This is a genomic window from Desulfonatronum parangueonense (assembly GCF_054656975.1).
This window is the reverse complement of the sequence record NZ_BAAHXH010000003.1, coordinates 2,587,838-2,610,052: the sequence shown is the minus strand read 5'-3', so window position 1 is coordinate 2,610,052 and position 22,215 is coordinate 2,587,838. Positions and strand designations below refer to the sequence as shown.

General features: G+C 55.3%; 19 protein-coding genes and 2 tRNA genes. 10 read left to right on the top strand and 11 right to left on the bottom strand.

Annotated elements, in window-relative coordinates; translation table 11 throughout:
• Nucleotides 1-178: 178 nt before the first annotated feature.
• From ACYQ15_RS12020 to mqnB, 3 genes are all read right to left on the bottom strand, one after another.
• Nucleotides 179-261, bottom strand: a tRNA-Leu gene (locus tag ACYQ15_RS12020).
• A gap of 23 nt (nucleotides 262-284) precedes the next feature.
• A complete protein-coding gene (locus ACYQ15_RS12015; RefSeq protein ID WP_459937752.1) occupies nucleotides 285-1,133 on the bottom strand; it encodes a 1,4-dihydroxy-6-naphtoate synthase in 849 nt (282 codons plus the stop codon).
• Nucleotides 1,130-1,873, bottom strand: coding sequence for a futalosine hydrolase (mqnB, locus tag ACYQ15_RS12010; RefSeq protein ID WP_459937751.1), 744 nt, complete (start codon nucleotides 1,871-1,873; stop codon nucleotides 1,130-1,132). The genes ACYQ15_RS12015 and mqnB overlap by 4 nt, the downstream gene beginning before the upstream one ends.
• A gap of 542 nt (nucleotides 1,874-2,415) precedes the next feature.
• On the opposite strand from mqnB, the gene ACYQ15_RS12005 reads away from it, so the two are divergent.
• Nucleotides 2,416-2,619: a DUF2065 domain-containing protein gene (locus tag ACYQ15_RS12005; protein WP_459937750.1), complete on the top strand. Its 204-nt coding sequence runs from the start codon at nucleotides 2,416-2,418 to the stop codon at nucleotides 2,617-2,619.
• 6 nt (nucleotides 2,620-2,625) lie between these two features.
• Here the strand turns inward: ACYQ15_RS12005 and ubiE are convergent, their stop codons facing one another.
• The 5 genes from ubiE to ACYQ15_RS11980 all read right to left on the bottom strand — a co-directional run bounded on the left by ubiE (nucleotide 2,626) and on the right by ACYQ15_RS11980 (nucleotide 9,323).
• Complete coding sequence (gene ubiE / locus ACYQ15_RS12000) at nucleotides 2,626-3,360, bottom strand: bifunctional demethylmenaquinone methyltransferase/2-methoxy-6-polyprenyl-1,4-benzoquinol methylase UbiE (RefSeq protein ID WP_459937749.1); 735 nt, start codon at nucleotides 3,358-3,360, stop codon at nucleotides 2,626-2,628.
• Nucleotides 3,361-3,376: 16 nt separating this feature from the next.
• A complete protein-coding gene (locus ACYQ15_RS11995) occupies nucleotides 3,377-3,571 on the bottom strand; it encodes a hypothetical protein (protein WP_459937748.1) in 195 nt (64 codons plus the stop codon).
• 534 nt (nucleotides 3,572-4,105) lie between these two features.
• Nucleotides 4,106-5,674: a hypothetical protein gene (locus ACYQ15_RS11990; protein WP_459937747.1), complete on the bottom strand. Its 1,569-nt coding sequence runs from the start codon at nucleotides 5,672-5,674 to the stop codon at nucleotides 4,106-4,108.
• A gap of 135 nt (nucleotides 5,675-5,809) precedes the next feature.
• Nucleotides 5,810-6,214 (bottom strand): cytochrome c3 family protein, encoded by a 405-nt coding sequence (locus ACYQ15_RS11985; protein WP_459937746.1) that lies wholly within the window; start codon nucleotides 6,212-6,214, stop codon nucleotides 5,810-5,812.
• 187 nt (nucleotides 6,215-6,401) lie between these two features.
• Complete coding sequence (locus tag ACYQ15_RS11980) at nucleotides 6,402-9,323, bottom strand: insulinase family protein (protein ID WP_459937745.1); 2,922 nt, start codon at nucleotides 9,321-9,323, stop codon at nucleotides 6,402-6,404.
• A gap of 317 nt (nucleotides 9,324-9,640) precedes the next feature.
• On the opposite strand from ACYQ15_RS11980, the gene ACYQ15_RS11975 reads away from it, so the two are divergent.
• The 7 genes from ACYQ15_RS11975 to ACYQ15_RS11945 all read left to right on the top strand — a co-directional run bounded on the left by ACYQ15_RS11975 (nucleotide 9,641) and on the right by ACYQ15_RS11945 (nucleotide 14,879).
• Nucleotides 9,641-10,312 carry an adenylate kinase gene (locus ACYQ15_RS11975; RefSeq protein ID WP_459937744.1) on the top strand — a complete coding sequence of 224 codons (672 nt, stop codon included), beginning with the start codon at nucleotides 9,641-9,643 and terminating at the stop codon, nucleotides 10,310-10,312.
• Nucleotides 10,313-10,419: 107 nt separating this feature from the next.
• Nucleotides 10,420-11,292, top strand: a complete 873-nt coding sequence (locus ACYQ15_RS11970; RefSeq protein WP_459937743.1) for a menaquinone biosynthetic enzyme MqnA/MqnD family protein — start codon at nucleotides 10,420-10,422, stop codon at nucleotides 11,290-11,292.
• A gap of 78 nt (nucleotides 11,293-11,370) precedes the next feature.
• Nucleotides 11,371-11,817, top strand: coding sequence for a hypothetical protein (locus tag ACYQ15_RS11965; protein ID WP_459937742.1), 447 nt, complete (start codon nucleotides 11,371-11,373; stop codon nucleotides 11,815-11,817).
• A 106-nt stretch (nucleotides 11,818-11,923) separates the two neighbouring features.
• Nucleotides 11,924-11,999 (top strand) — tRNA-Thr (locus ACYQ15_RS11960).
• Nucleotides 12,000-12,363: 364 nt separating this feature from the next.
• Nucleotides 12,364-12,684 (top strand): nucleotidyltransferase family protein, encoded by a 321-nt coding sequence (locus ACYQ15_RS11955; RefSeq protein ID WP_459937741.1) that lies wholly within the window; start codon nucleotides 12,364-12,366, stop codon nucleotides 12,682-12,684.
• Complete coding sequence (locus ACYQ15_RS11950; RefSeq protein WP_459937740.1) at nucleotides 12,660-13,052, top strand: HI0074 family nucleotidyltransferase substrate-binding subunit; 393 nt, start codon at nucleotides 12,660-12,662, stop codon at nucleotides 13,050-13,052. The genes ACYQ15_RS11955 and ACYQ15_RS11950 overlap by 25 nt, the downstream gene beginning before the upstream one ends.
• Before the next feature lie 336 nt (nucleotides 13,053-13,388).
• The gene (locus ACYQ15_RS11945) at nucleotides 13,389-14,879 is read left to right on the top strand and encodes a sensor histidine kinase (protein WP_459937739.1); all 1,491 of its coding nucleotides are present in this window, start codon (nucleotides 13,389-13,391) and stop codon (nucleotides 14,877-14,879) included.
• Nucleotides 14,880-14,926: 47 nt separating this feature from the next.
• Here ACYQ15_RS11945 and phoU read toward each other — a convergent pair whose 3' ends face one another.
• From phoU to ACYQ15_RS11930, 3 genes are read right to left on the bottom strand one after another with little or no spacing between them, the layout of a single operon-like run.
• On the bottom strand, nucleotides 14,927-15,604 hold the full coding sequence (gene phoU / locus ACYQ15_RS11940; RefSeq protein WP_459937738.1) for a phosphate signaling complex protein PhoU: 678 nt from the start codon (nucleotides 15,602-15,604) through the stop codon (nucleotides 14,927-14,929).
• A 34-nt stretch (nucleotides 15,605-15,638) separates the two neighbouring features.
• Complete coding sequence (locus ACYQ15_RS11935) at nucleotides 15,639-17,420, bottom strand: sensor histidine kinase (RefSeq protein WP_459937737.1); 1,782 nt, start codon at nucleotides 17,418-17,420, stop codon at nucleotides 15,639-15,641.
• A 26-nt stretch (nucleotides 17,421-17,446) separates the two neighbouring features.
• On the bottom strand, nucleotides 17,447-18,139 hold the full coding sequence (locus ACYQ15_RS11930) for a response regulator (protein ID WP_459937736.1): 693 nt from the start codon (nucleotides 18,137-18,139) through the stop codon (nucleotides 17,447-17,449).
• A gap of 430 nt (nucleotides 18,140-18,569) precedes the next feature.
• Here ACYQ15_RS11930 and ACYQ15_RS11925 point away from each other — a divergent pair, with 430 nt between their 5' ends.
• The gene (locus ACYQ15_RS11925; RefSeq protein WP_459937735.1) at nucleotides 18,570-19,538 is read left to right on the top strand and encodes a PstS family phosphate ABC transporter substrate-binding protein; all 969 of its coding nucleotides are present in this window, start codon (nucleotides 18,570-18,572) and stop codon (nucleotides 19,536-19,538) included.
• A 283-nt stretch (nucleotides 19,539-19,821) separates the two neighbouring features.
• The gene (locus ACYQ15_RS11920) at nucleotides 19,822-22,128 is read left to right on the top strand and encodes an ABC transporter permease subunit (protein ID WP_459937734.1); all 2,307 of its coding nucleotides are present in this window, start codon (nucleotides 19,822-19,824) and stop codon (nucleotides 22,126-22,128) included.
• Nucleotides 22,129-22,215: the final 87 nt, after the last annotated feature.

Below are 22,215 nucleotides of genomic sequence, written 5' to 3'. Positions count from 1 at the left end.
GAACGCCCGAAGCGCCAGATGAGGTTTATTCGAGCAATGGTTCGATGTTACGAAGCCGGCGCAGGAGTTGCGATGTTGAAAAAAAGAGACAATCCGGAACGCAGCTAAATGGTTACTCAAATGATATGATAATACCTGTGCGCGTGACAGGGAAGAATCAGGTTGCGAGCCTTGTTGCTGGTGCGAGAGGGGGGACTCGAACCCCCACGGATAACCGCCAGATCCTAAGTCTGGTGCGTCTACCAATTCCGCCACCCTCGCAGACAAAAAAAATGCAAAATTAGTCAGGAGAAGGCCCCTATGTCAATGCGTTGGGTGCTGAAGTGTGCTGAAGTTTTCGAGGAACGAACGCATTCACCAAGAAAACGCAAGGCAGATTTGCCGGCCTCACCCATGTCGCGACTGAAGTTGTTCACGTATGCCCGGATGTGGGCTTGCAGGACAACGTCGTCCAGTTCCTGGGCCAGCCCCTGGACAAGGGGCCATACGGCTTCCGGATGGGCCGTTGCATGTTCCAGGCTGAGCTGGATCTGTCGGGCCGCGGCTTCAAGCATGTCCGAGTCCAGATCCTTTCGGGCGAGGATGCATCCCAGCGGCAGAGGCAGGTCGCCGCTGCGATCCTTCCACCATTGCCCCAGGTCCAGCAGGCAAACAAGGCCGTACTCCCGCAGGAGCAGGGCGCTTTCATGGATCAGCAAACCTGCGTCCACACGTCCCCGGCGCACCTGGTCCACGATTTGGTCATAGCGCATTGGAATCAATTGCGCCGGTTCCGGCCATGCCTGACGCAACAGGGCCGCGGCGGTGGTCTGCAGTCCAGGTACGGCAATGGTTTTGGGAACCGTCGGGGCGGATGCGACCAGCTTCGGCCCGTGTTCCAGACCAAACGCACCTCCTGATCGCAATATGGCGTATTGATCCCTCAGCAACAGGGCCTGGGCCGCGGAAACCTTGATCAGATCATATTTTCCCCGTGCCGCGGACTCGTTGAGCTGCTGCACGTCGTCCCAGATGAACGAGGCGTCGCGACCGGTCACGAACTCGCACCGGCCGAGTATCCAGCTGCCAAAGATGAAGGTGTCGTTGGGACAGGGAGATATGCCCACGGTCAAAGGCGGGGTCAACGTCTTCATTCCACTCCGATCCTCTGGAAAAGTATGCGGGAAGTTTCGGCCAGGCGGCGCTTTGCTCCAGGCAGGTCCCAATGACTTGCGGCTCGTGAACCCACCAGATTGGAAATGGTACGCACCTGAACAAATGGCGCCTTGAATCGCCGACAAGCCCAGGCAAGAGCAAATCCTTCCATGTTCTCCACGTCGGCACCATGCCTGGTCCGCAGTGCTTCAGCCCGTTCCACGGTTCCGGAGACTCCGGAGACGGTCAAAGCGGCAACCTTGCTCAGTCCGGCGACATCGAGGCCCATTGCCGCGGCATTCGATTCAGGCTCGAGCTTGAGGCGGTCCCAGACAGGAACGCCATCGGCCTTGCCAAGGGATAAGCCGATCCCCTTGGGATCAATCCCTGATGCGGTCAGCAAACCGTATTCGGGCCAGATTTCCTCGTCCACAAGGACAGCTTTGCCCAGGGGCAGCGTGTCCAGGCAGAAGGCGCCCGCCACGCCCAGGTTCACGACTCCAACCGGCCCGGGCAGGACTCCCAGGAGATGGCCCAGGGAAATTCCGGCATTGATCGGACCGACACCGCAAACCAGAAGAACCAGATTTCCCCAACGCTCTTTCCGCTCCACCCAGCCAAACTCCTCCGGAATGTCGCCGACGCGGTGGGCGAACACGGAGCGCATTTCCATGACCGTGGCGGTAACCACGACCAGGGTTGGTGAGTTGTCATTATCTGGTATGGTCATGTTGGGCATGTACAGATTTGGTAACTGCTCAATAAGGCAGGGCAACCAACCACCGCGGATCCGTGCTGCCTGGATAGCGGACGCGCCGGCCTGCGCCGGTATGACGGAATGGAGTATATCGGTAACGAACTTTCTCGATCGTCACCCCGGCGCAGGCCAGGGTCCAGGTGTTTTTGTATGGTCCACTGCCCAGAGTTATTGAGCAGTTAGCAGATTTGTAACTGTTCACTCTTCAGGCAATTGCTCAATAAGCTGTGGCAAGCGTGGACTGGGTGCCACAAGTTGTGCCAAGCTGCCTCTTTCCGCTCTAAAACTGAGTAGTTACGATTGTCAAATTTTTGTCACCACGAAGGACACGAAGAGAACGAAGAGAACACAGGGAAAAGTATATGGCATCCAGCTTCGCCTCTCTGATTCAACCATTTCATACCCAAAAATAAATCTTCGTGGTCGAAATCTGCCTGCTTCCAATTCTGGAGGCGAACAAATCTGCCCCGTAACCGGGCGTGTCCAACTGGACAAGGAACGGCCCGAGAAGATATCAGCAGTGCATGACCTTCGATCTGAAACTTCTGCTTGCAGCCCTCGGCCTGGCCCTTGTTCTGGAGGGCATACCCTACTTTCTCTGGTCTGAAAAAATGCCCGGATATCTGCGTTTCCTTTCAGAGCAGCCTCCCGCGACCCTGCGCAAGATGGGGTTGGTCGCCATCATTTCCGGTCTTGTATTTCTGGCTCTGGCTCGCCGATATCTCTGATTTCGGTCAGTTGAGAAACTGGGCCGCATCACCCGCTTTTTCCGCGATATGGAGCTGGACGATGCCGAATGTCAGCGGCACGGAATAGACGCGCTCGAACCCGGCAGCGGCTAGTTCCCGGGAGAGGTTCCGGGCCGTGGGAAACTCCTGGATGGATTCGGCCAGGTAGCGATAGGCATGGGGATCTCCAGAAAATATCCGCCCAACCATTGGCAGGATGTGGTTCAAATAGAGATTGTAAAATCCCTGCATGATCTTCTGCCGCCCGGTTCCGAATTCCAGAATGCAGAATCGACCGCCCGGCGTGAGAACCCGAAGCACCTCCTGGTAGGCCGCCTGCCGTGGCTTGATGTTGCGTATTCCAAAGGCAATGGTCACGCAGTCCACGGATTCCGTGAGCACGGGCAGCGCACGGCCATCCGCGACAACAGGCTGGATGCTTGTTTCATGGGCAGCGCGAATCTTTTTCTGGCCGCGGCGCAGCATGGGTTCGGAAAAGTCCACCGCCAGAACCCGCACGTCCGGCATGTGACGGCGTATTTCCCGGGAAACATCCAGCGTGCCCGCAGCCAGATCCAGAACGCGCCTGGTCTGATGCGTCCGTACGCACTGCCGGAGCCGCTTGCGCCAGGTAATATCCCAGCCGAGGCTCAGGAAGTGATTCAAGAAATCATACCAGGGGGCGATTCTTCCAAACAGGCTGACCACCTGCTTGCCGTGGTCTCCATGTTCCGTTTTCATGGAATTCCTCACCCGTTCAAAACGGCAGTTCGGGGTCATCGTCCTCGTCCAATGCTTCCATCCCGTCTTCAAAACGAATGGTGGTCAAGACGGAGCGATAGATTTCCCGAAACTGTTCAGAAAAATTGGTTGGAGAAATCCGGTTGGTTTCAATGAACTTGACCACGATCTCCTTGGCCACTTGCAAGGCCTGCTTCTGCATTTGATCCACGACATCCTCCACGGCAAAATAAAAACCCGCCCTGGGGAAATGGTCTTGACCACCATGATCAAAACCGGGCGGGAAAAAACAGAAAAACCGTCAAGCCCTCCTGTTTTTTAATTTTTGGCGAACTTGTTCAGCATGCATGGATGCTTTCCACAGTTCAAAACGTGCAACTATTCAGCATATACTTTGTGGCCACTCGCCAGAGCTGGATTCCGGCTTTCGCCGGAATGACGTATCATACAACGTCCTTTCCAGTTAGTCATACCGGCGAAGGCCGGTATCCAGTCCGATTTTTCTCGGATGAGCTGAGTGGTTACCAAAACGTAAACATTGAGCAGGCGTAATTGCTCAATCAGATCAGGCAATCTCCCGTCGGAATTCCTTGCTGCCTGGATACCGGCCTGAGCCGGCATGACGGAATGAAAAGCCGCGTTGGCAAGTTCACTCGGCCGTCACCCCGGCGCAGGCCTGGGCCAAGTGTTCTAATGCGGTACACTACCCGGAGTTGTTGAGCTGTTTCGAGAAGGCGCTTGTACGCTAGCTTTCTTCCTGACTCAAGGCCTGGATCTCCTCACGGATGATCTGCGCCGCGGCACCTGGAACGGCCTTGTGGATTTCATCGAGAAGTTCAGCGCGAAGTTCGGTGCGTAATTGTTCAATTCTCGATTCAATGGCCTCAGGGTCCATGTCGTCAGGCTGCTGATCTGATGCCTGGAGCTCTTGAGCCTCTCGCAGAATCGACCACTCTTCCTGCATCGCGTTGAACTTTTCCTGGAGTCTGGTCCAGTAGTTCAAGGAGTTTTCCAGGTCTCCGGCCAGGGTGCTTCTCTGCCCCTCCCACTCCGTCCGCAAGTCCTGGATCTCGCTTCGAACGGTTTCCAGGATGCGACTCTCCTGCTCCTCAAGGCCGCTGTCCGGACTGCCGGGTTCTTCCTCTGAACCCTGGTTCCGGTCCTGGAGCTCTTCCAGTCGTTGGTTCAGCTGGGAAAACTGCGTCTCCACATGGCCGACCAGATACTCCTTGAGTTCGCCCGCGGCTTCTTCGATCCTCTGTGTCATCTCTTCCCGCAAGACCCCAGTGAGCTGTTCAAGGCGCTGTTCCTGGTCTGCCTTCAGCTGCTCCGCCAACTCCTCCAGGCGTTGCGACTCATGGGATAGCCGCGACTCCACCGCCTGATCCGCCTGGCGAAGTTGTTCCAGCTCTTCCAGGGTTTGACTGCCGGTTTGCCGGACCTCCTGCAACAAGGAGTCAAAGCGGGAGTCAGCCTGCCCGCTCACCTGCTCCAGCAACGCGTCCATGTCCGGCTGAACCGGTTCGATCTGTTCCAGGGCCGCCTGTTTCAACTCCAGTTCGTCCAGACGTCGCAGGATCGTTTCCAGCATGGACGGGTCGACAGCTTGGTGGGCGCCGGAATCCCCACCCTCGGGAAAATTGGCCGCTATTGATGCATCATCGGTGAATTTCGGGAGTGAATCCTCCTGCTGATCAGAGGCCGGCTCTCCAGGCCTTGCCGCAAGCTGCTCGTCGGCGATCTCGTCGCTCATCGCTTCGGCAACAAGATCGGTGGATGATTCCGGAGGCAACGATTCCGTATCATGGGGTTCTTCCGTGATTTCCAGGGAAAGTTTGTCGGCGTCATGGACAGCACTCATGGGCTCTTGCGCGGGCTCATTCCGGTCCGTCGGCTGGGCTTCCAGATCGGGATCAGCTTGAAGCTCCTGAGCCTGGGGCGGCTTTTCGGCAAACAAATCTTCGAAATCATCTTGAATTTCGGAAAATTCATCAGCGACTGTATTCTTGTCTGCCGGGGCAACCTGCCCGGCCGGTGCTTTCCCTGGTGCCTCTTGGTCGGCAAAAAGGTCGTCGAGATCCAGCGAGTCAGGGTCCATGGAGCGCGGACTGCCTGACGGCTGGTCATCCTTGGACGGACCTGGGCCGAGATCCGCGAAGATTTGATCTATCTCCCGTTCCAGGTCCAGGTCGTCCAGCATCCCATCGGAATCGCTCGCGGAAGATTTCGACGGTGCAAGGTTGGGTCTTTCTGGGTGACCCTCCTCAATAACGTCGGTCAGGTCAATAATGTCGTTGTGGGCGGATCTGGGCATGCTACCTTCCTTGATTTGGAGATCACGCGGGAACGTGCGGAGTGCTCATTTGCATAAACCAGGAACGTTTGAAAAAACAAGAGGGGTCGCGGCAAACCGCGACCCCTCGAGAATTGCTGATCAGTCTGGAAGGAATTAATCCCTGGGGTGACAACCGACACAAGCGACAGGGCCGGTGGGTTCGTCCTTCTGACGCAGATCGCGGTGACAACCGATGCACTGATCATGATAGGCTTTTTCGAAGAAACGGATGTCCCTGCGCTCTTCCGGGCTTTCCGGATGGATCAGGTCGTGACAACCGGCATCCATACAGCCCTCGGTGACGTCACCGGTGTGGTGACAATGGTAGCAGTCAATGTCTTCGTGCACGGAGTGCGGGAACGGAATTGACTGTACCTTGGGCTCATATCCTTCCGGCTTCGGGATCATGTAGTCGTCTCCAGGAGCGGGAGCCGCGTGCTGGGCTACGCCCATGGTCGGCAGGATAAAGGCGACGATCAAGGCAGCGATGGCCAGTGTCAAAATCATGGACTTTTTCATGGTAATTCACCTCCTTTTAAATGGTTTGTGCAAAAATACACATGGGTGTTGCCATTATGGCAGGAGTGGAAGTGAAGTCAAGGCGGAAAACACCCTTCAAGATGTTCATGCGAGATGTTCATGGTCGAAATGACTCCTGCCGCAGCATGGCGAGGTTGTCCGGAATCGGCGGCGCAAGGTCCAGATTCTACAGCACCTTGATTTTCTCAGAACTCTGAAGGAAGTCATGGCCGGCCTTGTTCAATGCCGATTCTCCGCCCATGACCACAATCCGGCCCTGGGCGCTGAAATGCTCCAGCACGTCGGCCGCCGCTTGGAAGTCCGCGGCGGTAGAGGCCAGGATTTCGTCGCGGATCCGCTGCCGGAATGAGTCGTCCTGGCGGGTCAGGTAGCGGCGCAGGGAAACATGCCCCTTGGCGTCCGGCAGCAGGTGCGCGTCCAGGTCTCCGATGGCCCCAATCACGGCCTTGTTCAATTCTTCGTCCGCGATCCTGGTCTTTCGCAGGTAGCCGGCCGCGGCGTCAAAGGCGTCCAGGGTTCTGGTGATGTGCGGATCCCGGTAGGAGACCATGGTCAGCCCCCTGCTCAAGGCATCGAAGATGCAGAAGGCGCCGTATGCTCCTCCCTTCACGCGAACCTGTTCCCAAAGCCAGTCCATGCGCAGATACCGAAAGACCACCATCAGCGCGCCGAGAGAGCAGGGCAAGGGCTCCTGGACCAGAACCCCCTTGCCGACGTAATTGACCGGGGCCGGGATGAGCAGTCCTTCCTTTTCGCCGTGACGGCGTGGAGACCAGGCGACGTCGCCGGATGAGGACCCCGAAGCGGGAAACAGGGACATGAACTCCTTGATGCGCGGTTCGATCTCCGAGAATATCCGCTGCTCCGTCGTCACGTTGAGCAGGACGGCGCTGTGGTCCATGAGGCGGTTGAGAATGCCCTGCAACCGGGAATGGACCTGGTGCCAGTTTGCCTCGGTCTCCTGCACCAGGGTGCGCAGGAAAAACAAATAACTGACTCCGCCCATCTGTTCCTCGACCCAGCCCGCCAGGGAAAAAACGGATCGCAACCTGGTGTTCACCAGGGAATGCCCCCGTGGAATGAGCATCCGCTCGAAACCGGCTTTCTCTTCCAGCAGGAGTTGCATGAATCGCTGTTGATTGTTCAGGTCCGGAAGGAGCAGCATATCCCGGAAAATGGCCAGCATCTCGTCCAGATCCTGCTCCATGGCCTTGCCCCGCAGAAAAAGCCGTGCAGCGGGATCGTCGCGATCATGGCCGCGTTTGGAGGAAATGAAGGTTTCCGGCCAGATGCCACCGGTCTTGCGGCTGATTCTGGTGGCAAATGTCGCGAAGTCCTCTTTTTTTGTGCCGATTTCCACCAGGGCTTTTCCCAGCATCGCGGCATAGGGCAGATCTTCAAGATCCAGCCGACGCAAGTCGAAGGCCAGTTCGAGATGAACTATGCGGGTGGTGGGCTGATCATGAAACAGAATCTCCGGCCCGTTCCATTCCAGCACGGTCCGGGGAATCAGCTTGTTTTGGGTTTCCAGATCATCCCGGGTCAAACAAGGAATGGCGGCCAGGTCTTGCGGGGAATCGGGCGTCTCCTGCCATTGCCGAAGCTTGGCGGTTTGACTGATCGCGGCATTCATCGCGGAGGTATCCATTTGCCTGCGCACGTCGTCAAGGCGTTGCTCTTCCTCGGCCTGCATTCTGGCCCCGAGTTCCGGATCGGGAAGCAGCAGCAGGGAGCTGTGGTGGGCATTGTTCAGCAGCCGGTTCTGGATAAGTTCCTCGAAGACCCGCTTGCCGGATTGCAGGTCCGCCTTCAGTCGCTCCAACGGGCCTTCGAAGGCCAGAACTTGCAAGGGGTCCGCGTCGTGGAGCCAAAAGGTCAGGGCCTGGAGCATGGCGCCCAGTCCGCGGGGAAACCGGCCGCTGTTTCGTTCGCGGAGCTGGAACTCAACGCTGTTCATGGCGGCTTCCGTCAGGTCCATGGGCACCCCGTCCCGAACAAGAGCTTCCAGGGTTTCCCGGACAAGCCGCTCCACCTGGGGCGCATCCTCGGGTCTGATGCCGCGCAGCCCAGTGGAAAAATAGAGTTGTCGCAATTCCGACTCCAATCCCACTCCGGCCAGATCGTCACCGAATCCGGAATCGATCAGCGCCTTGCGCACGGGCGAGGACGGCATCTCGATGAGCAGATACTCCAGCACCTGCCATGCCAGATTAGAGGACACGTCCAAGGTGTCGCCCACGATCCAGTTCAAAGTCAGCATCGCCTGTCCAGAATCGCTTTCCTGATCGCTGACCGGATAAGACCGGCTCACCCGCTTGGGCTCGGCAAAGAGGGTTTGAACCTGGACGTGGGATTCCACCTCCAGGCGGTCAAAATCCTGAAGGTATCGGCTCATCATTTCCAGGCGCTGTTCAGGATCGTCGTTTCCGGAGAAATAGATGAAGGAGTTGGAAGGATGGTAGTAGCGGCGATGAAAATCGCTGAATTGCTCAAAGGTCAGATTCGGGATGTGGCTCGGATGACCGCCTGAGTCCAGACCGTATGTGTTGTCGGGAAAGAGCGACTGCTGCGAATACTCGGACAGCAGCCCGTCCGGCGAGGCGTAGGCGCCCTTCATCTCGTTGTACACAACCCCCTGAATGGACAATGAGCCGTCCTCGGCGAGTTCATAATGCCATCCCTCCTGACCGAAAACCTCGGGTGTCAGGCGGGGATAAAAAACCGCGTCCAGATAGACGTCGATCAGGTTGTAAAAATCCCTGACATTCTGGCTGGCTACGGGGTAACAGGTTTTGTCCGGATAGGTGAAGGCATTCAAAAACGTCTGCAGTGATCCTTTGAGCAGTTCGACAAAGGGCTCCTTGACGGGATATTTGCGCGATCCGCAGAGAACGGAGTGTTCCAGGATGTGCGCAACGCCAGTGGAATCCGCGGGCGGCGTCCGGAAAGATATGCCGAACACCTTGTTTTCGTCATCGTTGATCAGGGACAGCAACTTTGCTCCTGTCCGCCTATGCCGGTAGAGCCGGGCGGTGGAATTCAATTCCGGGATAACCCGATCTTGAAGAATTTCAAATTCGTGAGACATGGATAGAACCTCTGGGGATGAATTTCTGTCGGGCCGGGCTCGGTGACGCAGCGTCTGAAAACTCGACCGCAACTGGTTTTTTTTGATAATTACTCAGCAGTGCCGGGGAAAAAGCTTGGATAGCGATAGCCGGCCTCATCGGTACGACGAACTCGAAAAAAGGCTTGCTCCGATTCGTCTTTCGGCCAAGGCCGGTAACAGCACCGGGTTGTGACATACGGATGATATGCCGAGTAGTTTCGTTTTTTTCTGACATTGACAGGCGCTGGTGGTCAAGGTATCGGCTTGTAACAATTATCACAAGGAGGATATGCGGCATGAATATTTTGATGTTTGGACCGAATGGCAGCGGAAAAGGCACCCAGGGCTCATTGATCAAGGGAAAATACAATCTGGCTCACATCGAGTCCGGTGGAATTTTCCGGGAACACATCGGGCAGGGTACCGAACTGGGCAAGAAAGCCAAGGAATATATCGATCGCGGCGATCTCGTACCGGACGACGTGACCATCCCCATGGTCCTGGAAACCTTGAAGAGCAAAGGCAAGGACGGCTGGTTGCTGGACGGATTTCCCCGCAACATGGTTCAGGCTCAGAAGCTTTGGGAAGCCTTGCAGGAAGCCGGCATGAAGCTGGATTACGTGGTTGAGATCCTTCTGCCCCGGGAAACGGCGAAGAACCGCATCATGGGCCGCCGCCTCTGCGTCAACGACCCCAATCATCCCAATAACATTTATATTGATGCGATCAAGCCCGACGGCGACAAGTGTCGCGTCTGCGGCGGGGAACTGAAGTCCCGTGCCGACGACCAGGATGAAGGCGCCATCAACAAGCGGCACGACATTTATTACGACACCACCACCGGCACGTTGGCCGCTGCCTATTTCTATAAGGATCTGGCTGCCAAGGGGCAGACCAATTACATTGAGTTGAACGGGGAAGGCAGCATTGACTCCATCAAGCAAACTCTGCTGACCCAGTTGCCCTAGGCGTAGTTCGGAGCCGACTTTGTTGCCAATTTCCTGTCTCAGAGCAACGGGTCGGTTCCCTCAAGTGTTTTTCACGACCTTGCTGCAGATGTGGGCCCAGCGGTTTTATGCTCCGAATCGGACGCATTGACTATTTGAACGTCTGGCCGCTCTTCATGGGCCTGCGATCAAGGCTGGAGCCGGAAGTGCGGGACCAGGTGCGCCTGGTCGCGGGACATCCATCGGAACTGAATGCTGCCCTGGCATCAGGGGAACTGGACATCGCTCCTTCCTCGTCCTTTGAGTATCTGCTCCACGCGCAAAGGTACAATCTGCTGCCGGATTTGAGCATCTGCTCCCACGGACCAGTGCGCAGCGTACTTCTGGCGTGCCCTTTCCCGCCACGGGAAATGCCGGATCGACTTGCCGGAGGACTGCAGGTTGGGCTATCATCCGCTTCTGCCAGTTCCGTTGCGCTATTGCAGATTTTGTGGAGATTTTGCTGGAAATGGCCGGAACCGGAATGGGTGGAACTTCGACCGGGTGAAGGATTGGCTACAGGCAAGCCATTTCTGGAAATCGGCGACCAAGCTTTGCGTTTGAACTGCGAAATGCCCTCAGGATGGCATTTGGTGGACCTGGGGCAGGCATGGAAGGATTTCACGAACCTGCCGTTTGTTTTCGGGGTCTGGATGGTTCGCCGCAATCTGCCTGAGCAAACCGGCCAACTGCTTGACCAACTTGTGAACGCCTTGCATGACGCGGCCAATGACTTTGCCAGGCAGTCATGTGCCGTGGCGACATCAATTGACCGTCCTGCATGGTTGACCGAGAAGAACCTGGAAGATTATTGGCAATGCATCCGGTATTCCTTTGGTCCGCAAGAGCAGGCCGGCCTGATGCTTTTTGGCGATTATATTCGCCGCCTGGGACTGATTCCCGCGGTTCCGGGGCTCTCCTGGAGCGCCCCGATGAAGCGCGACAAACATCTGGTTGCTTGATTCTGACGGAATCTTTGGGTAGTAGCGCAAATACGGCTGCGGACGATCTAACAAACAATGGAAACAGGAGGATTCTCAATGAGTGCTGCGGAACAACATGAAGCCAAGACCGACGCTCAAAAGCCCGGTTACAAGCCTATTGACGAAGAGGTCTTTGAAATGAAATCTGGAAGCGATTTTGGTAAAGTGGCTCTTTTTGTCGCACTGCTGGCCGTGATCTTGATGGTCATACTGTATTTTTCACAACAGCAAAACATCACGGGCATGAGCGACCAGCTGGGTGAAGTGCAGCAGGTAAGACAGGAAATTGTCGTGGTCCAGGATCAGATTGCCTCTCTTGAAGCGGAAATGGAAGCCCTGAAAGGCTTGCCCGCAGAAGCTCGTAAAATCGTTATTTCCAGCCTCCTCAATGAATCCGCGAGCAAGATCAATTACCTGAGCACCCGCATGGAAACCGATGAACAGCAGGCCAAAATGCGGGAGATCCAGAAGATGCTCGAGGAAGTTCAGGCCGGAATCGAATAACTTCCATTTGATTGCTTTCCGATAAAGAATATTAATATATTCGGTTCATCAACCGGCAGATCACATCACTTGATGCTTGCCGTTTGATGAACCGAAAACTCCACACGCCGACGTAGCTCAGTTGGTAGAGCAGCTGATTCGTAATCAGCAGGCCAGGAGTTCAAATCTCCTCGTCGGCTCCAGGAAATCAAGGGTTTACGCTGAAAAGTGTAAGCCCTTTTTTCTTGTATTCAAAAATAGTAGGTATCTGTTCAGCAAATCCACGGAAAAGATCTGGATACCGGCATTCGCCGGTATGACTGGTGTAGATACAGCTTGCTTCGATAAGTCATTCCGGCGAAAGCCGGAATCCAGTGCAAGTGAATGACCATCCCCCGGATGAGCTGAATAGTTACGGTCTTTTCAACATTTTTCGAAACCGATTCCGACCCCGACACCGACCCCGATGTCGGAGGCAGCTCGCACACCATGTACTGAACAGTTACAATAGTAGTAGGTAGCCGAAAGCTGACCGCTTTTCAGCTTATATGCTCACCCGGATCTGCCATGGACACAGCATGCAACACTGACCGATACTTGAAGCAAGTATTTGAGATAATTGCTGCCCACATGAAAGAGCATCCGGCACGCATTTATCTCTTTGGCTCCAGGGCGGCAGGTACCGCAAGAGTTTTTTCCGACTGTGATATTGCCATTGAACCTGTGCGAGACCTGCCTTTGGGGCACTTGAGCCGACTTAAGGAAAAACTTGAAGAAAGCCATGTTCCCTACGTCGTTGAAGTGATCGATCTTTCGCAAACTAGTGAGGAGTTTGCCCGAAAAGTGCGTGATGAAGGTATATTATGGATAAATACCAGCAACGCCTGAAAACCGCGGACGCTGCCTTGCAGACCCTATTTGAGGTCATCGGTTTACGCGAAGTTTCGGTTATTCAAAGGGATGCCGCTATTCAACGTTTTGAATATTCTTTTGAGGCGGTGTGGAAGGCAGCCAGAGCGTATCTGCTTGAAGTCGAGGGAATTGACGCGGCTTCACCTAAAAAGGTTTTGCGCGCTTCCGGGGAAATCGGACTTCTGTCCGAGGAACAGGTCTCCCTTGGTTTGCAAATGGTGGACGACCGCAACCTGACATCTCATACATACCATGAAGGACTGGCGCAGAGAATATATGAAAGACTTCATCCATATGCTGACTTGATGGATCTATGGCTGGCCAAAATGAAATCTTCAATATGACGTGCAAGGTTTTTTGTCCCCCCTCTCGCACTGGATTCCGGCGTTCGTCGGAATGAATTGTCGCAGCAAGCCGTTTCCAGATCGTTCATGCTGGCGAACGTCTCCGCTATCGCTATTCAGGTCTTTTTTTCGAAATTTTGCTGAATAAATCAATACGAGTCGCTTTGACATTCGAGTTTATGAATTCAAGGTGCTTTTGGTCTGGCAAAAACCATGTTTGAGGTATCGCCGGATTCCTGGATAATTCGGCGGACAGAATGGTTGTTGCCGGTTGCCGGGGTTGTGTGACAAGACGGCATGAGATTCAGATCAACTTCAACAGAGTTATATCACGGCATGAAGAACAAGAAACGAATACTTATCGTGGAGGATGACGCCCTGCTGGCCATGGGGGTGGAGGACATGATCACGAGGTTTGGGTACCACGCTCTGCCGCCGGTGGCGACAGGGGCGGAAGCCATTGCCGCTGCGGAATCAAATCGTCCCGACCTGGTGCTCATGGACATCAACCTGGCTGATCAAATAAGCGGGATCAATGCCGCGGAACGCATTCTGAGTTTTGCTGACATCCCCATTGTCTATCTTTCCGGCCATTCCGGCGACGCAATGCTCAACCAAGCCAAATTGACCAAGCCCTACGGGTACCTAGTCAAGCCGGTAACGGAAGCGGAGCTGAAGGCCTGCCTGGAAATGGCTTTGTATCGCCATGCCATGGACAAGAAGCTTCAGCAGAGCGAGGAACGATACAGGAGCATTGTCGAAAACATCAATGATGCGATGATTATTCACGATCATGACGGCAAAATCATTGACACCAACGAAATCGCCTGCCGAATGCTGGGATACCGACGATCGGAATTGATGAAATTCAGCCTGAAGCAGCTTCTCCGGCCGGAGAATGTGGCTTACTACAATGAGCAGATAGCCAAGCTTCGAGATTCTTCCGGAAATGTTTTTGAGATGGAATGCCTGCACAGGGACGGCACGGTATTGTTCTTTGAGATCAGTGCGCGGCTTGTGGTTGATGAATCTGAAGGCGTGATTCAATGTTTTTGCAGGGATATCAGTGAGCGCAAGAAACATCAGGAGGAAATCAACAGAAAGAACGAGGAGCTGCGGGAAATCATCGCCGCGAAAGACAAGTTTTTCTCCATCATTTCCCATGACCTGAAGAGTCCCTTGTCCGGATTCATGATTTTGACCAGGATGTTGTCCGAGGAGTTTACGACCCTGCCCTTGAAAGACCTCCGGGAGATGGCCCGACAACTGGCGCAGTCCACGGAAAATATCGTCAGCCTTCTGGAAAACTTGTTGGAATGGTCACTCCACCAGCAGGGGTTCATGGCCTATGAACCCGTCTCCCTGCCCTTGACCGATCTGGTCCAGCGAAATCTGGATCTGTTTCAATCACTTGCCAGGGATAAGAAAATCATCCTGAGAAGCAATGTATCGCCAAGACTGAGGGTCCATGCAGATAAACTCATGCTCGAAACCATAATCCGGAACCTGCTTTCCAATGCGATCAAGTTCAGCATGAGCGGCGGAAAAGTGGATATTTCCGCTGTTCGTAAAAACGGCCAAGTCACCTTGGCCGTGCAAGACAACGGAATGGGCATTAGCCATGAAGCGTTGGAGGAATTGTTTGTGTTGAATAAGAAGGCATCCAAACAGGGAACGGATGGCGAACTCGGCACCGGCCTGGGGTTGCTGCTGTGCAAGGAATTCGCTCAACAACATGGAGGCAAAATCTGGGTTGAAAGCGCCCTTGGAATCGGAAGCACTTTTTTTGTCTCGCTGCCCGTTGAGCCACGCCTGGCGGCGAAGTAGCCGTCCTCTAGGACCTGGTCAGAATCCTACCGTCTCCGTCAAAAAGCTTATACCGTCTGATCGAACTGACACGAATCCTTCAATGTCTTCCCCTTGACGATGAACATGGTCGTCTCGGCGATATTGGTGGCCATGTCCGCCACTCTTTCCAGCCGTCTGGCGATATTGATGCTTTGCAGGCCGCATTCAATGGATTTAATATCCCGGCTGTCCCTGGTCATATAGTTAATCGTGTCCTTGATCACCGCGGAATTGAGTTCATCCACCTCGAAGTCCATACGGCAGACAATAACGGCCTTTTCTACGTCGGACGAGGAAAAAGCAATGATGGACTCCTGCAGCATGTCATAGCTTTTCTGGCCCATGAGCAGAATTTTGTCGTAGACGTCCAGGGGCGGATTGAGACTCAGAAAAATTATAGCATCAGCGATATTGGCCGCCTCGTCGCCAATCCGCTCCAGATCCACGCTCATGCGCATGCAGCCGAGTATAAGCCTCAGATCCCTGGCCACCGGCTGTTCCAGGGCCAGCAGACGCATGCACATTTCATAGACCTGGACCTCCAGTTCGTTGATCTTCTTGTCGTTGTCCACGACTTCCTGAGCCAGATCCGCGTCCATTCTGGAAAATGCCGTAACCGTCTTGCTCACGGCCTGTTCCGTCTGAACCACCATCTGCATGACCCTCATATTCAGCCTGTCCAATTCTTTCGCCAAGTGCGACATTGATATGCTCCTGATTGATGTTCAGATTAATATGTTACTGCAAGGATTTGCGTAAAGAGAACCAGAAAATGCTTCCTCCGTCGGTGCCGGGTACGGGGCTTTGGACCCAGATTTCTCCACCGAGGTTGCGAATGATGTTTTTGCAAATAGCCAGTCCCAGTCCTGTGCCTTTGATCTTGTTCTTGAACTTCTTGACCCGGTAGAAGCGTTCAAAGATCCGTAGCTGCTCCTCCCTGGGAATCCCGGGTCCGTTATCCTGAACCCCGATCAGCACCCGGTCGTCCTCCCTGCGGCAGATGACCATTATTTCACCATGTTCGGGCACGTACTTGATGCTGTTCTCGAACAGGTTCTGCAGCACCTGCCGCAATGATTCCGCTTCGCCGATCACCTTGAGGCAGTCCGCATGAAGCTCCATGGAAAAACGAATACGCTTTTGGTCCGCATAATGGCCGCAGTTTTTCCATGAATTTTCAATGACGGGCTGCAGGTCAACGCTGCCGAGGACGATTTTTTCAGGTTCCGATTCGATTTTCGAGAGCTGCAGAATATCATCCAGGAGCCTGATCATGTTGTTGGTGTTCTTTGAGATAATCTCCAAAAACTCGGCTCCGCGCTTTTCCAGAAACTCTCTGTTTTCCAGCAATGTTTCGGTGTATCCCTTGATGGATGTCAGAGGAGTCCGCAATTCATGGGAGGCATTGGCCACGAAATCCTTGCGGATGCTTTCCAGGCGCCTGATGTGCGTGATGTCGTGAAACACAAGTATTGCCCCGATCTTTTTGCGATCCTCGGGCGAGACAATATTTACGGCATAGTGTTTCTCTTTGAACTTCATTTCCAGAATCTTGTTGCGTACCGAGTCGCTGGCGATGACCTCGTCGCAGCAATCTTGCAACTCGTTGTTCAAAAACACCTCCAGAGGTCGTTTTCCCAGAAAATTTTCATGATGGTTGAAGTGGGCTGCAAAGGCACGGTTGAAGCTCATGATGCGCCCGTTGTTGTCCAGCGCGACCAGGTCGTCCTTGATGCCGTCCAGGATGGTCCGCAGTTCCGTCTTTTGCGCGGAAACCACCTCCATGTTGTTTTCAATATTCTGGGCCATTTCGTTAATGGATCCAACGAGAGGGTCGAATTCCTTGCCAGGGGAGGAAGTAATTCGTGTTTGGTAATTTCCGCCTCCAATGGCCTGGGTCAGACTGATCATGGGCTGTAGCTTCAACGTCAATCGTCTGACCAGCAAGAACACCAGCAGTCCCGTGAGAATGAGCGAGAGCAGCATCATCTGCCACAGTCCCGTACTGACCCGCATGAAAAACGATTCCATGGTGGCATAGGGGGTGGCCATCCTGAGAATCACCGTTCCAAACGGCGCTAGATCGGTTTTTCTGGCGAAATATATCAGGTGGCGGTCCACGGTCCGGCTGTGCCGGATGCTGTACCCATGGCCGTCCTGAATGGCCTGCAGAAATTCCTCTCTGGAGCCATGATTCTCGATCAGCCGGATTTCATCGAGAGGAACCATTGAATCCACCAGCACCCTGCCGTTGGAATCGATGACGGTAATCCTGTCGACGCTTGTCCGGCCGATTTCCCGGATGACCGCATCCAGTTCCTCCAGGTGTTGGAGATCAGTCCTGGCCAAGGTCCATGCCAGAATGGACATCCGTTCAGCGACGCTCTTGACCATCTCCTGCTTCATTTCCTCTTCCACGGTTTCCAGAAAATAATAGGAAGGGATGGCCAGGGCGATGATCAAGGCAACCCAAAAGGAAAAAATCAGTTTGATCTTGAGGGAGAATCTGTTTTTCTTCACGGTCTCAGGTCTCATCTCCATTCGCTTCAGTCCTGCAGGTCGAAGGTATAACCCAATCCCCTGGACGTGTGGATGTGGTGGGCGTACCGGCCGAGCTTGATCCTGAGCCTGCGGATATGCGTGTCCACCGTCCTGTTGTATCCTTCGAACTTGTAGCCCCAGACGTTGTTCAGGAGGCTTTCCCGGGAGAGCACCTTGCCCTGATTCTGGATGAACTCGGCCAGGAGCTTCAATTCCGTGGCCGTGAGGTTCATGTTTTTTCCGTCCAGCTTGAACTGCATGGCGGAGAAGTCGAACTCCATGCCCTCATGTTTCCAGGTCTTGCCTTCCCCGTTTTCCACCGGCCCATCCCGCCGGATCAGGGCCTTGATCCGCAACAGCAGCTCCCGAATGCTGAAGGGTTTAATGACATAGTCGTCCGCTCCGAGTTCGAAACCGACGATGCGGTCCACTTCTTCGCCTTTGGCCGTGAGCATGAGCACCCTGATCTGTTTCAGCTTTGGATCGCTCTTGAGTCTGCGGCACATCTCCAGACCGTCCATGTGCGGCAGCATCAGATCGAGCAGGATCACCTCGGGAAGTTCTTCCTTGGCAATCTTCAGACCGTCAAAGCCATTGTCCGTCACAAAGACCTTGTAGCCGGCGGACTCAAGATTGAGCAGCAAAAGATTCTGGATATCCTCTTCGTCTTCGATGACCAGCACCTTGTTCGTGAGCATGCCAACCAATCCCCTTCAAAGTTGATGAACCTGGTTTGTGACAAACCGAAATTGCCGATTCAACAGAAGATACTTGTCACCCAGCACTTACCGTACAGCCCTGTCTTCGTCCCCCATCCTCTGCCAGGGAGTATCGGCTGGTGATTACCCGGATTCTCCTACATGTGATGCTGTTACATTCATGTTACATGGACATTAAATTCCAGTGACAGAGTCGGGCATTATTTGCAACAGCCGCTAATGATTTGAAATAACGAATCAAAAACGGTTAATGTTCCTGGGAAGATGGCGGTGTCGCAATGCAAAAGAAATGTCATCTTCCTGTCATATTCCTGTAACATTGTCCTCCTATCTTGCCGTCATGGAAAAGGCGCAAGGCATCGCCATCCCGGCGAGGCGGTTTTGAACCAATATCAGGAGGAGTTTCTGAATGCGCAAGTTTTTAGCAATTATCGCCCTTGTAGGCATGCTGTCCGCGAGCAACGTCTCCGCCCAGACCGGAGTGGATCCGGAACTTCCGGAATACACGCCGGTCAGCGGCATTTCCGGCAACCTGTCCAGCATCGGCTCGGACACCCTGAACAACTTGATGACCCTGTGGGCCGAGGCCTTCCGGGGCTACTATCCCAACGTGAACATCCAGATCCAGGGCGCCGGCTCGAGCACGGCTCCACCGGCCCTGATCGAGGCCACGGCCAACTTCGGTCCCATGAGCCGCCCCATGCGCGCTTCCGAGATCGAGCAGTTCGAGCAGCGCTACGGCTACAAGCCCACGGAAGTGGCCACGGCCATCGACACCATCGCCGTGTACCTGAACAAGGACAATCCGCTGGATTGCCTGTCCATCCCACAGGTTGACGCCATCTTTTCAGCCACCCGCCGTTGCGGCCATGGCGAGGACATCACCCGCTGGGGTCAGTTGGGGCTGACCGGCGCCTGGGCCAACCGGGACTTCACATTGTACAGCCGCAATGCCGTGTCCGGCACCTATGGTTTCTTCAAGGACAACGCCCTGTGCGGCGGCGACTTCAAGCCGACCATCAACGAGCAGCCCGGATCAGCTTCCGTTGTCCAGGGAGTGACGGAGTCCCTGAACGGCATTGGCTACTCCGGCATCGGGTACATCACCTCCGGCGTGAAGGCGGCGGCCCTGTCCAAAGAGACCGACGGAGCCTGTTACGAGCCCAATGCCGAGAATGCCGCGGCCGGTAATTATCCTCTTTCCCGTCTGCTGCTGGTCTACGTGAACAAGCATCCCCAGGAGCCCCTGGCCCCGGTCGAGCGTGAGTTCCTGCGCCTGGTGCTCTCCAGGCAGGGTCAGGAAGTTGTTGTTCGTGACGGCTACATCCCTCTGCCGGAATCCGTTGCCTCCCGTTTTCGTCAGCAGCTCGGGCTGTAGTTCCCAGCCGGCCTGATTTGGCCGCACCGCTCCGTGCAACGGCATGGAGCGGTGTATTTGCCTGACCATTATGTATTACGTCTTCAAAACGGTACCATTTCAGCCCAACTCGACTTGAAATCAGCATCGCAATCGAAATCGAAATCGTAAAAAACAAGTTGCTTGCTGAATGGCTTCGATTTCGATTGCATGCCGGCTTTTGTGCCATGCTTAAAGCAAAGCGAGAACAGGCTCGGGCGATTAAACGTTACTGAACACCTTCATCTTACGTACAGGACGTCCCATGAACAACGGTTCTTCATCCTCCTCTGAATCCGCTACCGCCCTGGGCAAATTGTTCGGGGCCATGCCGGATGCCCGGACGCGGGCCTCTCTGCGCAAAGTCCGCGCCTTCAAGGATGGATTGGCCAAATATTTTATCAGTTCCAGCGGGCTCGCCGTTGTCTTTGCCCTGGCACTGATCTTCATCTTCCTGTTCATAGAGCTGGCACCCATTTTCGCGCCGGCGGACATGGAGCAAAGGACCTCGTTCAGCGCCCCTGGCGGGTCTGATGCCGAAACGCTGCTTCTGGACATGGATCGGTATCAGGAGCTGGGTGTACGGTACAAGAGCGACGGAGCGGTCGTATTTTTCAATCTGAACACTGGAGAAACGTCCTGGCGGGAGATGATCGAGTTGCCTCCGGACGTGACGATCACCTCCTTCGCTTTCGGTGAACCGCGTTCCAACCTGGTGGTCTTGGGGCTGTCCAATGGAACGGCCATCGCGGCAAGGCACGATTTCGATCAGGATTGGACCGGAGGAGCGCGGGTCATAGTTCCCCGTCTGGAATTCCCCCTGGGTGAGGAGCCGATTCCGGTGGATTCCCAGTCGCGTCCGCTGAGGCAAGTGGCCGTCCAGCGCGGCGCGGGCGGCGCCATTCTGGCCGCGATTACGGATGACAACCGAATTCTGCTGTCACTGCTGAGCACTCGAGTGAATTTCATGACCGGGGAAACCGAAGTCTCCGCCTCCCAGCACGATCTCGGGCCAGCTCCGGCAGAGGGCAAGCGGGTGCTCATCTCATCGAACATGAGCAATCTGTTCGTGGCCGATGCCCAAGGCATGCTGCACTACTACGATGTCCGACGTCCGGCCCAGGCACGGCTGGCGCACAGCCTGGCCGTGGTGCCGGATGCCTCCGTATCCGTCACGGCGCTGGATTTCCTGCTGGGCACGGTGTCCATCATCGTCGGCCGTTCAGATGGTTCCTTGAGCCAGTATTTCCTGGTCCGTGATGCTGACAATGAAAACTTCATCACCCACATCCGCGACTTCCTTCCCCATCCCGCGGCTGTCACCATGCTGGCCTCGGAGTATACGCGCAAGGGGTTCGCCTCAGCGGACGCTTCCGGCGGTATCGGCCTGCATTATCCCACGTCCCACCGCACTGTCCTGCAGATGCCGGTGACGTCCAGCCCGATTCGGACCCTGGCCTTCTCGCCCACGAATCGGGCCCTGCTGGCCGAGGATGAACAGCGGGTCGTGCACCTGCTGGACGTGGCCAATCCGCATCCCGAGGCCTCCTTCAAATCCCTGGGGCAGCGGGTCTGGTACGAGGGTCGGTCCGAACCGGCCTTTGTCTGGCAGTCGTCCTCGGCTTCGGATGAGTTCGAGCCCAAATTCAGCCAGGTGCCCATCACCATCGGCACGCTGAAAGCCGCCTTCTACGCCATGCTTTTCGCCATGCCCCTGGCCGTGCTCGGAGCCATCTACGCCGCCTACTTCATGAGCCCCAAGCTGCGTGCCGTGGTAAAGCCGTCCATCGAGGTCATGGAGGCTTTGCCCACGGTTATTCTCGGATTTCTGGCCGGACTGTGGCTGGCGCCGTTCATGGAGGACAATCTCCCGGCAGTTTTTTCGATCATCTTGCTCATGCCGCCAATGATGATTCTTACTGCCTTCGCCTGGTCCAGACTGCCGAGCAGGCTTCGGATGCTGGCGCCGGACGGATGGGAAGCAGCGATTCTGGTGCCGGTGCTCATCGGGTTGGGATGGGCCTGCATTGCGATCAGTCCCTACATCGAGATCTGGTTCTTCGGCGGCAGCATGCGCCAGTGGCTGACCGAAGTGGGCATCACCTACGACCAGCGCAACGCCATGGTGGTGGGGCTGGCCATGGGGTTCGCGGTCATTCCGACCATCTTCTCCATTGCGGAGGACGCCATCTTCAACGTGCCCAAGCACCTGACCCAAGGGTCCCTGGCCCTGGGCGCCACCCCTTGGCAGACCGTGACCCGGGTGGTCCTGCTCACGGCCAGTCCGGGCATCTTTTCGGCGGTGATGATCGGCTTCGGCCGGGCCGTGGGCGAAACCATGATCGTGCTCATGGCCACGGGCAACAGCCCGGTGATCAATTTCAACATCTTCGAGGGGATGCGCACCCTGTCCGCGAACATAGCCGTGGAGTTGCCGGAAACCGCCGTGGGGAGCACCCATTACCGGATACTTTTCCTGGCGGCTCTGTTCCTGTTCGCGCTGACTTTCGTGGTGAATACGGCGGCGGAGGTCGTGCGCCAGCGTCTGCGCAGGAAATACAGCTCCCTGTAGTTTGAAAGCTGACTTTGCCTTCAATCAACAATGGAAGAAATTTGGTAACTACTCAGCACACGTTATGTGATCTCCTCCGGCAATCGG

Bases quoted from the DNA above. Each gene is read 5' to 3' on its own strand.
- ACYQ15_RS11920 (WP_459937734.1), top strand. From the start codon at position 19,822: ATGAACAACGGTTCTTCATCCTCCTCTGAATCCGCTACCGCCCTGGGC.
- ACYQ15_RS11990 (WP_459937747.1), bottom strand. From the start codon at position 5,674: ATGCCCAGATCCGCCCACAACGACATTATTGACCTGACCGACGTTATT.
- ACYQ15_RS11955 (WP_459937741.1), top strand. From the start codon at position 12,364: ATGGACACAGCATGCAACACTGACCGATACTTGAAGCAAGTATTTGAG.
- ACYQ15_RS11945 (WP_459937739.1), top strand. From the start codon at position 13,389: ATGAAGAACAAGAAACGAATACTTATCGTGGAGGATGACGCCCTGCTG.
- ACYQ15_RS12005 (WP_459937750.1), top strand. From the start codon at position 2,416: ATGACCTTCGATCTGAAACTTCTGCTTGCAGCCCTCGGCCTGGCCCTT.
- ACYQ15_RS11925 (WP_459937735.1), top strand. From the start codon at position 18,570: ATGCGCAAGTTTTTAGCAATTATCGCCCTTGTAGGCATGCTGTCCGCG.
- ACYQ15_RS12015 (WP_459937752.1), bottom strand. From the start codon at position 1,133: ATGAAGACGTTGACCCCGCCTTTGACCGTGGGCATATCTCCCTGTCCC.
- ACYQ15_RS11975 (WP_459937744.1), top strand. From the start codon at position 9,641: ATGAATATTTTGATGTTTGGACCGAATGGCAGCGGAAAAGGCACCCAG.
- mqnB (WP_459937751.1), bottom strand. From the start codon at position 1,873: ATGCCCAACATGACCATACCAGATAATGACAACTCACCAACCCTGGTC.
- ACYQ15_RS11965 (WP_459937742.1), top strand. From the start codon at position 11,371: ATGAGTGCTGCGGAACAACATGAAGCCAAGACCGACGCTCAAAAGCCC.
- ubiE (WP_459937749.1), bottom strand. From the start codon at position 3,360: ATGAAAACGGAACATGGAGACCACGGCAAGCAGGTGGTCAGCCTGTTT.
- ACYQ15_RS11980 (WP_459937745.1), bottom strand. From the start codon at position 9,323: ATGTCTCACGAATTTGAAATTCTTCAAGATCGGGTTATCCCGGAATTG.
- phoU (WP_459937738.1), bottom strand. From the start codon at position 15,604: ATGTCGCACTTGGCGAAAGAATTGGACAGGCTGAATATGAGGGTCATG.
- ACYQ15_RS11930 (WP_459937736.1), bottom strand. From the start codon at position 18,139: ATGCTCACGAACAAGGTGCTGGTCATCGAAGACGAAGAGGATATCCAG.
- ACYQ15_RS11970 (WP_459937743.1), top strand. From the start codon at position 10,420: ATGCTCCGAATCGGACGCATTGACTATTTGAACGTCTGGCCGCTCTTC.
- ACYQ15_RS11985 (WP_459937746.1), bottom strand. From the start codon at position 6,214: ATGAAAAAGTCCATGATTTTGACACTGGCCATCGCTGCCTTGATCGTC.
- ACYQ15_RS11950 (WP_459937740.1), top strand. From the start codon at position 12,660: ATGGATAAATACCAGCAACGCCTGAAAACCGCGGACGCTGCCTTGCAG.